Origin of the sequence: Haloarchaeobius litoreus, from assembly GCF_024495425.1 — an archaeon.
Taxonomy (GTDB): domain Archaea; phylum Halobacteriota; class Halobacteria; order Halobacteriales; family Natrialbaceae; genus Haloarchaeobius; species Haloarchaeobius litoreus.
Genome location: NZ_JANHJR010000002.1, coordinates 352,367 through 365,583, shown reverse-complemented (window position 1 = coordinate 365,583; position 13,217 = coordinate 352,367). Strand labels below are relative to the sequence as shown.

12 protein-coding genes are annotated in these 13,217 nt (G+C 64.8%); 7 read left to right on the top strand and 5 right to left on the bottom strand.

All coding sequences use genetic code 11. The features are described from left to right. Positions 1-81: 81 nt before the first annotated feature. The 3 genes from NOW55_RS08645 (at position 82) to NOW55_RS08635 (ending at position 2,865) form a co-directional block, all read left to right on the top strand. Positions 82-939, top strand: a complete 858-nt coding sequence (locus NOW55_RS08645) for an SDR family oxidoreductase (protein WP_256399696.1) — start codon at positions 82-84, stop codon at positions 937-939. 149 nt (positions 940-1,088) lie between these two features. Next, entirely contained in the window at positions 1,089-2,525 is a 1,437-nt protein-coding gene (locus NOW55_RS08640; RefSeq protein ID WP_256399695.1) for a zinc metalloprotease, read from the top strand. Then, the gene (locus tag NOW55_RS08635) at positions 2,515-2,865 is read left to right on the top strand and encodes a DUF7979 domain-containing protein (protein WP_256399694.1); all 351 of its coding nucleotides are present in this window, start codon (positions 2,515-2,517) and stop codon (positions 2,863-2,865) included. The genes NOW55_RS08640 and NOW55_RS08635 overlap by 11 nt, the downstream gene beginning before the upstream one ends. A gap of 31 nt (positions 2,866-2,896) precedes the next feature. Here the strand turns inward: NOW55_RS08635 and NOW55_RS08630 are convergent, their stop codons facing one another. Next, positions 2,897-3,100 carry a hypothetical protein gene (locus NOW55_RS08630; protein ID WP_256298216.1) on the bottom strand — a complete coding sequence of 68 codons (204 nt, stop codon included), beginning with the start codon at positions 3,098-3,100 and terminating at the stop codon, positions 2,897-2,899. 104 nt (positions 3,101-3,204) lie between these two features. On the opposite strand from NOW55_RS08630, the gene NOW55_RS08625 reads away from it, so the two are divergent. After that, positions 3,205-3,555, top strand: a complete 351-nt coding sequence (locus NOW55_RS08625) for a DUF7979 domain-containing protein (RefSeq protein WP_256399693.1) — start codon at positions 3,205-3,207, stop codon at positions 3,553-3,555. Between the two features lie 177 nt (positions 3,556-3,732). Beyond that, complete coding sequence (locus NOW55_RS08620) at positions 3,733-4,395, top strand: AIM24 family protein (RefSeq protein ID WP_256399692.1); 663 nt, start codon at positions 3,733-3,735, stop codon at positions 4,393-4,395. Between the two features lie 49 nt (positions 4,396-4,444). Here NOW55_RS08620 and NOW55_RS08615 read toward each other — a convergent pair whose 3' ends face one another. The 4 genes from NOW55_RS08615 to NOW55_RS08600 form a co-directional block, all read right to left on the bottom strand. Continuing rightward, the gene (locus tag NOW55_RS08615; protein ID WP_256399691.1) at positions 4,445-5,458 is read right to left on the bottom strand and encodes a metal ABC transporter permease; all 1,014 of its coding nucleotides are present in this window, start codon (positions 5,456-5,458) and stop codon (positions 4,445-4,447) included. Next, positions 5,455-6,195 (bottom strand): metal ABC transporter ATP-binding protein, encoded by a 741-nt coding sequence (locus NOW55_RS08610; RefSeq protein WP_256399690.1) that lies wholly within the window; start codon positions 6,193-6,195, stop codon positions 5,455-5,457. Before NOW55_RS08610 ends, NOW55_RS08615 begins: the two co-directional genes overlap by 4 nt. After that, entirely contained in the window at positions 6,195-7,307 is a 1,113-nt protein-coding gene (locus NOW55_RS08605; RefSeq protein WP_256399689.1) for a metal ABC transporter substrate-binding protein, read from the bottom strand. Before NOW55_RS08605 ends, NOW55_RS08610 begins: the two co-directional genes overlap by 1 nt. 285 nt (positions 7,308-7,592) lie before the next feature. Then, positions 7,593-10,592, bottom strand: coding sequence for an alpha/beta hydrolase family protein (locus NOW55_RS08600; protein WP_256399688.1), 3,000 nt, complete (start codon positions 10,590-10,592; stop codon positions 7,593-7,595). A gap of 149 nt (positions 10,593-10,741) precedes the next feature. On the opposite strand from NOW55_RS08600, the gene NOW55_RS08595 reads away from it, so the two are divergent. Together NOW55_RS08595 and NOW55_RS08590 are read left to right on the top strand one after the other, a co-directional pair. After that, positions 10,742-11,587 carry a hypothetical protein gene (locus NOW55_RS08595; RefSeq protein WP_256399687.1) on the top strand — a complete coding sequence of 282 codons (846 nt, stop codon included), beginning with the start codon at positions 10,742-10,744 and terminating at the stop codon, positions 11,585-11,587. A 396-nt stretch (positions 11,588-11,983) separates the two neighbouring features. Beyond that, entirely contained in the window at positions 11,984-13,123 is a 1,140-nt protein-coding gene (locus NOW55_RS08590) for a methyltransferase (RefSeq protein WP_256399686.1), read from the top strand. Positions 13,124-13,217: the final 94 nt, after the last annotated feature.

The following is a 13,217-nucleotide window of genomic DNA, read 5'->3' as shown; positions in this document are numbered from 1 at the left end:
GAAAATAACGCCGACTGCGGCGAGATTCACGTTAACATATCAACCGCCGCCTATACCACGCTCCCTCTTGCAGTATCACCCATGACAGGGACCGACGACAGCGTCGAGCCGCCTGAGCTGACCGGCGACGACGTCCTGCGAATCGACGACGCCGACTTCGACGCCGACCGCGTCGCGCTCGTGACGGGTGCGGCCTCGGGCATCGGCCGTGCCACGTCGCTGGTGCTGGCGGCGAACGGACTGACCGTCGTCGCGACGGACGTCGACGAGGACGGCCTCGCGGACACCCGCGAGCGCGGCGCGGAACTGGACTTCCCGGGCGAGATCCACCCCGAGCCCGCCGACCTCACCGACGACGAGCACCTCGAATCGGTCGTCGAGGCCGCCGCCGGCTACGGCGACCTCGCGTATCTCGCCAACATCGCCGGCATGCAGCACATCTCCCCGCTGGAGGAGTTCCCGATGGAGGTGTACGACCGGATGCAGGACGTGATGCTCCGGGCCCCGGTCTATCTCTCGAAGCTCGTCCTCCCCCATCTCCGGGAGAGCGGCGGCGGCTGCGTCGGCAACATGGCCTCTGTCCACGGTCACTACGTCACCGCCGACAAGGTGGCGTACAACGTCGCCAAGTTCGGGCTCCGGGGGCTCACGCAGTCGATTGCCGCCGAAGGAGCCGGAACCGCCCGGTCGTTCTCGGTCAGCACCGGCTACGTGAAGACGCCGCTCGTCACCGACCAGATACCCGATACCGCCGAGCAGCGCGGCATCTCCGTGCAGGAGGTCGTCGAGGACGTGATGCTCGGGCAGGCGAGGACGAAGGAGATGATGGAGCCCGTCGACGTCGGCAACCTGTTCGCGTTCGGCTTCTCGAAGCACGCCCAGCACCTCAACGGCGGCGACCTGCTGTTCGACGGCGGGATGACGCTGACGTACGAGTAATTAAAATATTTCCAGAACTAATTTCCGCTAATGGCGTTGTATGGGCCTATGCCCCTACCTCCTCCAAAATATATCTATAAGAAATAAAAATAAATTAAGTAAAATATTGTCAAGACTTTTTTATATCTGCTCTTTCTCAGTCGAGTCGCATGCCAGACAGAAGAGATGTGCTCAAGGCATCAGGTGCTACCGCCTTCACTTCGATTGTACCGTTCACGAGTTCAGCAAACGAGAGCCTTCCGAACGCAGACGTTGAGCAAGTTAATGCAGATTTTCTATCGGTTAGATTCGGTATAGACGAAAAGCCCGAGGGTGAGCCTACGATGATTGGTACTAGATCTAATATCCCCCATATCGAGGGGGACGATGGAATCTATCTACCACTTCACCACCAATCAAGTGAAGAGTTAGCCACCTCCGAAGTAGTCGTCTCTTCACCGATGGGAATCACATATGATAACCAACAGTCGATCGAGTTGGATCATGTTCCACTCTACTCCTCTGCCTCGGGTAGACAACGATATTTGTCTCGATGGTCCTCTACGTCACCGATAGAATATGAAATCAGAGGTGACCGGGCAATTGTTTGGACAGGGGGGCTAAGGGTTGATGTCGAAGCAGGCGAGCAGAGGTCGACAATTGGACGTATTGACGCTCTTCCTAACGGTACCGCCACAGTGGATGATCCACAGCAATTCAACGCTCGCCTTTCAGTGAGTTTCCACGATGAGAGAACGCTTGTTGGTCATCGGAGGAAGGAACTAATTCCTGCAGCGTCACATCAAGGTCGCTTGGCACAGCGTGCCGCCAGACAATCCTCGGTAACATTATCTAGCGGTTCGGAAGCCGTCGCAGATTCTGTCGAGGGCATAAACGGATTCACGATTGAAAAGATAGAGGGAACTAACCATACTGATAGTGTAAATATTCATGAAGTCGATTCTCTAAGCGACGTCAGTGAAGTTGCATCAAATGGAACGACTGTGGTAGCATTCAAAACTCGTGAATTCCCATCTGGGGAAGGTTGGGGAACAGTTCAATCGCTAACCGGTACCGCAGAGAGTATATGGAATAGTGAAATAAAACAAGACCCTGAACATGGACTTAACATTACATATCCAACTGGTCTAGATTGGGTCGATCTTCCTCACGTCCCGGATGAAATAAACCGGATGAGTCCAGCAGTAGATCACCTAGCAACAGAAGACTCCGTTCAGGAAGCTCTCTCTGTAGCAGATGCGACCTGCATTATAGATGACCGACCCTATACTGGTGATAGTTATAACGGGATGGCGAACGACACGGGCTGTGCTGGAGACGCTGGGGAACCGGCAGTTTGTCTGGTCGGCCCAAACAGGGACAATGGACTTCTAACCGCTCACGAAATCGGTCATTTATATAATGGCGCTCATGATTTCAATGGTCCTGACGGCAGTTCGTTTAAAAACTACATCTACGATTACAGTATAATGGGAGACCCGGGGACAAAGTCATGTCATGGGAACGATGAAAACCTGTGGAGAGAAGGTCACTTTAGTGGCTGCACAGCTTCACGAGTCCGGTATTATGTAGAAAATGAACTATAAAGAAAACAAATTCAAGTACCTGGGAGTGATGCTGCTGTTAATCGCCTCGATACTGGGCCTTAGTTACATGTATGCCACCAACGTGATGCAGCAACCGACAGGAGAAAATCCTGATACCTCGCTCCTCAGCGTTGAACAAGTGGAGTCCCCAGATAATCGTAGTGTCCTTTCATTCGAAAACTTGACCGACGAACAACAACAGGAATTTCAGAAAGCACTGAACGCCTCCGACCAAACTGCCGAACTTCCAGACCCGGTTGAACTGGAATCTATCGAAAACGATCGCTTCTATATCGAGTACGAAGGTACTCTGTATCGATTCAGCTTCCCGGTTGGGTGATCCCAGGTTCCATATCTAGTATCGTTTGAATTCACCGTGAGCGAAACATGACGGTTCCGTACGCGAACAGCGCGACGCCCGCCAGCAGGTAGACGACGGGCGGGAGCGTCCACGTGATGGTGTCGGTCAGGTTGCCGACCCCCAGAACGAGCAGCCCGACAGCCAGCCCGAGCTGGAGTGCGACCCGGACCCGCTGGCGGCGTCCTCCACTCGTTCCCGTATCGGAACTCGTCATACCTCGTGAATCGTCGCTGATTCGTATAAATCGCCACCATCGTCGATAGTCGACGGGAAAGTACTTACCTCACGACTGTATCAGATTTCAGACACACGTTCACGATGGTCGACACCGACGCCGTCCTGACCGCGGTCGCCGTCCTCGTGCTCTGGGTGCTCATCCTCGTGGGCGTCGGGTTCTTCTTCGCCGTCACCGAGATGCGACAGCCCGCGGGTCACGACCCGGACGGGCAGTCCGTCACCATCGAGGCGGTCGAGGAGCCCGAGAACGACACCGTCGTCCACTTCGAGAACCTCTCCGCGGAGCAACAGCGCGAGTTCCGGCGCGTCCTGAACGCGTCCGACCGGAGCACGACCCTGCCGAGACCGGTCGAGCTGGAGTCCGCAGACGGCTACCGGACCTACATCGAGTACCGGGGCCGGCTGTACAGCGTCGCGTTCCCGACGCCGTGACCGACGAATATCCGTCTCACCTTCATATCGCTGTTCAGCACTTCCGTCCACACAGAGGCCGCCTCAGTGGTTCTCTCGTCGCTTCATCTGGCCCCCACGGCACAAACAAGAGGTTCATATAACATGAACTATGTATATACTGGGGAGATGCGTCCACACGCGTCTCGGTGACTCTCAATGGACCTCGACGAATTCAAGACACGGAACGCACCGAAGGAAGGGGGAGACGTCTTCCAGCTGGAGAACTCGAAGCTGCTCGACGTGAACGTGAACGGCTCGGTCATGGCGAAGGCGGGCTCGATGATCGCCTACGAGGGCGACATCTCGTTCGAACAGAAATCGAGCGGTGGCCTGACGGGCATGCTCAAGAAGAAGGCGACGGGCGAGGGCTCGACGATGATGAAAGCCAGCGGGAACGGCCAGCTCTTCCTCGCCGACGAGGGCAAGAACGTCCAGGTCATCGAACTCGACCCCGGCGAGGAGATCAGCGTCAACGGCAACGACGTGCTCGCGTTCGAGGACCGCGTCGAATGGGACATCAAGACCATCAGCAGCATCAGCGGCGCGAGCGCCGGCGGGATGTTCAACGTCTTCCTCAAGGGCCCCGGCTTCGTCGCCATCACCACCCACGGCGACCCGCTCGTGCTGGAGACGCCGGTGCGGACGGACCCGCAGGCGACCGTCGCCTGGAGCGGGAACGTCTCGCCCGGCTCGCACCGTGACATGAACCTCAAGTCGTTCATTGGGAAGACCTCCGGCGAGACGTTCCAGCTCGACTTCGGCCAGCCCGGCGGCTGGGTCATCGTCCAGCCCTACGAGGAAGTCGGGCCGGAACAGTAGTTCACAGTCGTCGCTTCGCTTTTCGAACGACCGCGTGGTGAGCCCGCGCTCAGTCCCGCTCGTCGCCACCGTCGGCCTCGACCGCTCCGCCGTCGCCTGCTCCCGCCGACAGCGAGGGAACGACGACCGCCGACCGGAGCGCCCGGCCAGCACCGACCGCCGCGTAGACGGCGATGGCGACGAGCACGATGGAGCCCCCGGCCGCCACGTCGTAGACGTACGAGAGCGTCGCGCCGGTGACGGTGGCGACCAGTCCGACGAGGATGGCTGCGCCGACGCTCCGCCGGAACCCGCGCATCGAACCCGCGGTCGCGACCGGAATCACGAGCATCGCGGCGACCAGTATCACGCCCATGATCTGCATCGCGGCGACGACGACGACCGCCGTCAGGACGACGAGCAGGAGGTTGTACCGACCGACGTGGAGGCCCGCCGCACGGGCCCCGACCTCGTCGAAGGTGGCGTAGAGCAGCGGCCGGTAGGCGACGGCGACGATCGCGCTCACCAGCAGCGTCATCGCGAGCAGGATACCGACGCTGTCGCGCGTCACCGTCGCCAGCGAGCCGAACAGGTAGGCGTTGATGCCGACGGCGATGCCGCCGTCCGTCGCCGTCACCAGCACGCTGCCGAGTGCGAACGCACCGGTCAGCACGACCGCCATCGAGGTGTCGGTGTAGGTGCCGACGCGGTCGACGAGCAGCTGGACGACCACCGCCGCGACGACGGCGACCACCAGCGCGGTCAGCAGCGGCGGCACCGACAGGGCGAACGTCGCGTTCACGAACAGGCCGACGGCGACGCCCGCGAACGCCGAGTGTGCGAGCGTGTCGCCGATCATCGCCATTTCCCGGTGGACCAGGAAGCTCCCGACGAGGGGGCCGATGACGGCGATGCAGACCGCCGCGAGGTACGCCCGCTGCATGAACGGGTAGCCGAGCATCTCGACGCCGGTGAGTCCAGCGACCGCGTCGAGGACGGGTCCCCAGACATCGTCGAGGAACCAGTCGAGCAGCCCGCCCAGCAGGAGCGGCGGCCCGGCAACGGGCATCGATGCTCCGGTCATGAGTGGTCGTGCGCGAGCACGTGCTGGTCGCCGCCGTAGGCGTCCGCGAGTGCGTCCGTCTCGACGAACGTGTCCGGGTCGCCGTGGAAGAACAGCTCGCGGTTGAGACAGGCAATCTCGCTCGCGTGGGTCGTCACGACGCCGATGTCGTGCTCGACGAGGACGACCGTCAGCCCGAACGCGTTCAGCTCGGCCAGCAGGTCGTAGAACGCCTCGCGCGACTCGGCGTCGACGCCGACCGTCGGCTCGTCGAGCGCGAGCAGGTCCGCCTCGCTCGCGAGGGTGCGTGCGATGGCGACGCGCTGGCGCTGCCCGCCAGAGAGCCGGTCGACACGACGGCCGACGAGGTCGCGGATCCCGACACGGTCGAGCGCTGACTCGATGGCCCGCCTGTCGTCGTCCGAGAACCGGCCGAACGGACGGTGTGGGTACCGGCCCATCCGGACCGCTTCTCGCACCGTCACCGGCATCCGGCCGCCCGCGTGGGTCGCGTCCTGTGCGACGTAGCCGACGCGCTCGCCGTCGGCGAACGAGTGAGCCGGCTCGCCGAACAGCGAGACGCTGCCCGAGTCGGGTCGGCGCAGCCCGACGAGCAGTTCGAGCAGCGTCGTCTTCCCGGAGCCGTTCGGGCCGACCAGTCCGAGGAAGGCCCCCGACTCGACGGTGAGCGAGACGTCCTCGACGACGGGCGTGTCGCCGTAGCCGAACGTGACGTCGCGGGCCTCGACGACCGCCATCAGGCCTCCAGCGCCCGTTCGAGCGTCGGGCGGTTCACGTTCTCGACGACGTCGACGTAGCCCCAGTCCCGGTCGGCCCAGTCGTCGTGCAGGCCGGGGAGCGCGGTCAGCGGCAGGACCTCGGTCGCGTCCGTCTCCGCGACGAGCTGCTCGGCGGCGCGCTGGGACTCCAGCGGGTCCGCACAGATGTACTGCAGGTCGTGGTGTTCGATGACCTCCTGTGCCCGCTCGATGTCCCGGGCCGTCGGCTGGGAGTCGGGCGACATCCCGGTGAGCGCCTCGACCTCGACGCCGTACCTGTCGCCGAGGTACTGGAACGCGTCGTGGCCGGCGACGAGGAGCGTCCCCTTCGACGCGTCGGCGACGGTGGATTCGAGGTCCGCGTGGAGCGAGTCGAGCCGCTCCCGGTACGCCGTCGCGTTCGCGTCGTAGACGTCGGCGTTCGCCGGGTCGGTCGCGACGAGCCGCTCGCGGACCGTCTCGACGGCCGTCCGGACCCGGAGCGGGTCGAGCCAGAAGTGCGGGTCGGACTCGCCGCCGTGGTCGTGGCCGTCGTGGTGCCCTTCGTCGTCGTGATGTTCGGTGGCGTCGTCTTCCTCATGGTGGTGTTCGGTTCCGGTATGCTCGGTGCTGTGGTCCCCCTCGTGGTGGTCGGTGGCGGTGTGCTCGTCGTGGTGTTCGCTCCCGTGCTCCGTCTCGTGGTCGCCATCGTCGTGGTCCCCGCCGAGCGGCAGCAGGTCGACGTCCGCGCTCGCGTCGACCGTCTCGACCGCGGCGTCGTCGGCCGCCAGGTCGGTCGTGATGTCGTCGACCCAGGGCTGGAACCCCGACATTCCGTGGACCAGCAGCGACGCGTCGCGGATGGACTCCCGGACGCGGGGGCCGGGCTCCCAGCCGTGACCGTGCTGGCCGACCGGGACGAGGACGGAGGCGTCCGTGGCGTCGCCGGCGACCGCGGCCGCGACCGCGCCGAAGACGAAGAACGAGGACTGCACGCCACTCGTCTCCGTCTCGTCGCCCGTGTTCAGACCGCCGAGACAGCCAGCGACGGCGCTGAGCCCCGCCAGACCGGTTCCTGCCGCCAGCACTCGCCGTCGAGTGAGTTCTCGCATATTGCTAAGATTAGAACTAGAGTTAATAAGAATTGTGTTCTAATGTTCCATCTTTGTTAATATCTCGGTGTGCGACGCTCTCGGACGTAGCAACCAGGGCCTGCCTCGCCCGCACACCTACGGGCCGTCAATCAGGAACCGCTGCATCCAACACCGTCACTATCAGAGGCACAACCCGCTCTGCTCGACCTCGCTCCGACGGCTGCTGAGTCCTCATCCAACCCTCCGAAGAAGTAGGCACGCAGCAGTAGCCCGAGGATGGTGTTCGAACGGTCCCGCGACGGCTCAGATGTCCCGGTCTTCGGTCACCGGACCGAGGCCGAATCTGAAGTCGAAGCTGTTCTTTCCACCCGTCATCGGGCCACGGTTCCAGAGCCCATGGAACCCGAACTCCTGGGGGGTAGTATCCTCACTCTCGAACTCGACGGGTACGTCGAACGCGACCGTGAACGGAAGCGTGTTCCACGTCACACTCGTCACGGTATCGTGTGAGTTCTGCCCGAGGTCGTCAGCATCTCCCAGGGACGCGACGATCTCTTCCTCGCCCGACAGGAAGTCGGCGATACCGTAGGCACTGACGAAGAAGCCAGTGACCGGGATGTTGCCGAATATCATCTCGAGCGTCTCGGAGTTCTCACGGTTGGCCTCGACCTGAGCGTTGGTGACCGCATCGTACTCGTCCACCCCGAATCCTGCGAACATCGGGATGTCGGGTGTCCCCGCAGCCGCGAACGATGCGATGTCGTACCGAACATCGTCGCCGGTCGGTGTCAGCGTCCGCCTGTCGTCGTAGTCGACGTAGACCGACTCCGGGACCTCGATCGACATCGTCCCGGCACCGACGGTCGCCGCCCCAGCACCGAACTGGGGTTCGTCAGACCGTGCGATTTCGGTTCGAAGGCGGGAGGAACCGTCCGCAGTGACCGTCCGCCAGATGCTCACCGCGCCCTGCATGTCAGCCGTCGTCCGGGCCGGTAACAGCATCTCGTCGGAGAGACGGTAGGCACGTCCCACGGTCTCCTGCGAGAAGAACGTCGCTGGCTCCATCAGGAAGGACGTGAACCAGGTCCCGGGCGTGAGGAACCCCGTATCGTCCGCGACTGCGGTCACCAGAATCGCACCGTCGTACGCCGAACGGTACTCGTCGAGTTCGTCACGGGCGATCGATTCGCCGCCAGCGTCTCCGTCGAACTCGGCCGCCCCGGAATCGTCCGTCGTGGTCCGGGTGATCAGTTCGACGTTCGAGGCGGAGACAGAGTCAGAACCGCTGTATCCCGGGTCGGCGGAGACGTGGTAGACACGGACGTCGACCATACTGACCCCACGGTCGGCGACCGGGTGCCGAATGTCGAGCTGGTGGGTTTCGCCGGTCGTTCCACCGGTGTCGCCCCCGCCATCACCCACCGCTATCCGTTCCAGCGACAGCTCGTACTCGAACGTGTCCCGGTCGGAGAAGCTGGTGGCGACGATGGTGTACTCGCCCGACGTCTCGAGCTCGTATCGCTCGATGCGCGAGTCGTAGTCACCGAGGTCCCAGTCGTCGTCGTTGTAGGCGACCTGCTCCCCGTTGGGGTCCACGAGGATGAGGTAGGGGTCGTCGTCGCTGGTCATCGTGATGGTCACGACGTCGCCCGCCGACCCCTCGAACGTCACCGGCTCGTAGTGTCCCCGGTAGCCCGTCGGGTCGCCGTCGTCGATCCGGCCCGTTCGGGTCTGGCCGTAGGCGATGGACCGGAGGCCGCTCCCACCGCCGCCACCGCCACTGCCGCCCCGTTCGACACGCTCCAGCGTCAACTCGTACTCGAACGTGGCGTCGTCGGAGTAGCTCGTCGCGACGATGGTGTACTCGCCAGACTCCGCGAGCTCTTGGTCCTCGATGCGCGAGTCGAAGTCTCCGAGGTCCCAGTCGTCGTCGTTCTCCGCGACCAGGTCGCCGCTTGGGTCCAGCAGCTGCAGGTACGGGTCGTCGTCGCTGGTCATCGTGATGGTCACGACGTCGCCAGCGTCACCCTCGAACGTGACCGGCTCGTAGTCGCCCCGGTAGCCCGTCGGGTCGCCGTCGTCGATCTCCCCGGACAGGGTCTGTCCGTACGAGATCGACCGCAGGTCGCTCCCACCGCCGCCACCGCCGCCACCACCGGTCTCGACGCGCTCCAGCGACAGCTCGTAGGTCAACGATGCATCCGAGTCGAAGCTGGTGGCGACGATGGTGTACTCGCCAGACGCCGCGAGCTCGTGGCCCTCGATGCGCGAGTCGTAGTCACCGAGGTCCCAGTCGTCGTCGTTCTCCGCGACCAGGTCGCCGCTTGGGTCCAGCAGCTGCAGGTACGGGTCGCCGTCGGAGGTCATCGTGATGGTGACCTCGTCGCCGGCCTCGCCCTCGAACGTGACCGGCTCGTAGTTCCCCCGGTAGCCCGTCGGGTCGTCCCAGTCGATCTCGCCGCTCCGGGTCTGTCCGTATGCGATGGAACGGAGGTCGGTCCCGGAACCGCCGCCACCACCGGTCTCGACGCGCTCCAGCGACAGCTCGTACGGGAACGTGTCGTACGAGCTGAAGCTCGTCGCGACGATGGTGTACTCGCCGCTCTCGCGGAGCTCGTACCGCTCGATGCGGGCGTTCCAGTCATCGAGGTCGCGGTGGTCGTCGTTGTGTGCGACCCGGGTTCCGTTCGGGTCCAGCAGTTGCAGGTACGGGTCGTCCCCGCTGGTCATCGTGATGGTCACGACGTCACCGGCGTCGCCCTCGAACGTCACCGGCTCGTAGTGCCCTCGGTAGCCGTCGGGGTCGCTTTCGTCGATCTCCCCGGACAGGGTCTGTCCGTACGAGATCGACCGCAGGTCGCTCCCGCCACCGCCACCCTGCCCGACCCGCTCCAGCGTCAGTTCGTAGCTAAACCGCGCGTCGTAGTCGAAGCTGGTGGCCACGATGGTGTACTCGCCCGACATCCCGAGTTCGTGTTCCTCGATGCGCGAGTCGAAGTCTCCGAGGTCCCAGTCGTCGTCGTTGCGCGCGACCTGGTCCCCGTTGGGGTCGAGCAGGACGAGGTACGGGTCGTCGTCGCTGGTCATCGTGATGGTGACCTCGTCGCCGGCTTCGCCCTCGAACGTGACCGGCTCGTAGTTCCCCCGGTAGCCGGAGGGGTCGCTCGCGTCGATCTCTCCCGTCCGTGTCTGTCCGTACGATATCGACCGCAGGTCCCGGGGCGTCCCTCGGACGTTCTCCACCGAGAGGAACACCGGTGCGGCCCCCACCGCAGACAGGAAGCTGCGTCTATCGTATCCCATTACGTTCTTTGATTGACACGACCCCTTCATAAGAGTGGTGGGTATCGGCCCGACAGACAGTGGTGAAGGACGGGCCACTCACCGGTCAGCCGTCGAACTATCATGCACGGGAGCATCGCTTATCACGTGGCCATTCGACTATAGAACCGATGGACGAGCCACCGACGACACCCCCACTGGCCGACGCCCCGGCCGCCCTCCTCGACGGCGGCCACCTCTGGCTCCGCGAGCACGTCACCGGGAGCCCGCTCCGGTTCCAGCTCCAGCCGTCGGGCGTGCTCGCCTTCGGCGACGACGACAGCGAGTTCGCCTCCGATGACGTGCCGTTGCCGTACGCCCACGCGGTCCGGCACGTCCGCGAGCGCTTCGACCGCGAGGCGTTCCGCGCCTCGGTCGACGACGTGGCGTCGGTGACCTTCGTCGGCGTCGCGGTCGACGGCAGCGGGGTCGCCTACGACTGGGTCCGGACGCCGTCGTTCCTCGGCACCGAGGTGTACGACGCCGACCACGGTTCCGTCCTGCCACCGGACTCCGTCGCGAGCATCTACGAGGGGCTCGGACTGGCACCGGTGAACGCACTCGCGAAGGAGGTGCGGGCGGTCGACTTCGACCCGGAGGGCTACGCGTTCCCCGACTCGAACTGGCGGGACGGCCCCGTCGCCGGTGTGTTGCTCGCGGACAAGACCGGGCACCGTGCCGTGCTCCGGAACCCCGCGGTCACGGGTGGGGACGGCGCACCCGATACCACGGTCACGACCCCGGACGAGCTGGTCGAACGCCACGCGACGGACCGCTGGCTCGACAGTGTGGTCGCCCGCCTCGGCGTGTCAGAGGACGAACTCGGCTTCGATCTGCTGTTCGAGCGGGCCGTCGAGGCGCTGGCCCGCGAGCAGGTCCGGGCGTTCCGCGACGGCTCCGTCGACACCGACGAGGCCACGGTCCGGAGCGCGATGGCCGACCGTGTGGAGTCGTATCTGGTCGCACGTCGGGAGTAACGCTTTTCCTGTCGGCGGTCCGACTGCTGGATGCATTGAACACGTGCTCGCGGTCGACTCGGACTCGCGTCGCGTAACGCGAGGGTCGGCCGGCTCGCCGGCTGTGGGCACCGCGACGGACCGACCGGAGGGGTCGGCACCCGGCGCGGCGTCACGCTGATCGGCACCCCGGTTCGCGCGCCCCGCTCAGCGTAGCGTGGACCGTTCTCCGGTTCTCGAACTCGCCAGCGGAGCGCGTGGGACGTTCCGCCCGCCGATTGCAGCCGAGTCACGACCCACGTCGATGCACGAGACACACACGTTCCGTTCGCAGTTCCGCCAGTCGCACCGCCGCCCGCTTCTCACGCGCACCACCACCGTCACCGTCGTCTCCGGACCGGAGATGGGAGGTACTCGATGCCGGTGAGCCGGCACGAGCCTGACCTCGCCCTCGGCTCCCGTGTCGAGGACGGTCCGACGCGCTACGAGTTCCACACCGCCGACGGGTGCTGCGCTCCCGACGCGTTCCGACCGACAGCCCTCGCCCTGCTGGAGGCACTCTGGGGTGCGGACCTGGGTGCCCTGCTCGTCCCCGAGGCGAACTACGGCGTCGTCGGCTGCGTCCTCGTCGGTGTCGCCGACGCGGTCACGATGACCGAGACGAGTGCCCGCGCCGCCGCCTGCTGCGAGCGCAACGTCGCCCACAACGGCGTCGAGGCGACGGTGTCGACCACCGCACGTCCAGCCGACCCGGGCCGGACGTTCGAGACCGTCGCGTACGCCCCGAAACCGTACACGCCAGTCGCGGTCGGCAAGCAGCGAGTAGCGAACGCGCTCGCGACGCTGGCCCCGGGCGGCACCCTCTACGTCGCCGGCAGCACGAGCACCGGTCTCGGTCGCTACGAGGACTGCCTCGCCGACCTCGCCGGCGACGTCGAGACAGTCCACGACGGTGACGCTCGCGTCGTCGCGGCGACGCGACCCGGGACGGTCGACCCGCCCGCGTTCGTCGAGCCGCGCGAGTTCACCGCGACGGTCGACGGCGTCGACCTCTCGCTCGTCTCCGCCCCCGGCACGTTCTCCGCCGGGCACCTCGACCACGGCACCCGGTTGCTGCTGGAGACCGCCACCGTCGCAGACGGCGAGCGCGTCCTCGACCTCTGTTGTGGGTACGGCCCGGTCGGTTCGTACGCCGGCTCCGTCGCCGACCCCGAGCTGTGGCTGACCGACGACGACGCGGTTTCGGCTGCCTGTGCCGAGCGGACGCTGGCCGAGAACGGCGTCGACGGGACCGTCGTCACCGCCGACGCGGTCTCGGGTGTCGCGGACCGACGGTTCGACCGAATCCTGTCGAACCCGCCGACTCACGCCGGCGACGGCGTGCTCGCGGACCTGTTCTCGGGCATGGAGCGCGTGCTGGCGTCGGACGGCCGTGCGACCGTCGTCCACCACCGCAGCCTGGACCTCTCCCGGCACTTCGGGGGGTTCCGGTCGGTCGAGACGGTGGCGACCGGCGAGGAGCACGTCGTCGTTCGGCTATCGGGTACGCGGTCGTAGTCGGCCCGAAATGTGGCGGTTCGCGACCCGTGGGTGGTTCCTGTGCGCGCGACCGAGACGCGGTCGTCAGCGTGACCAGTCCCCGCGACACGAC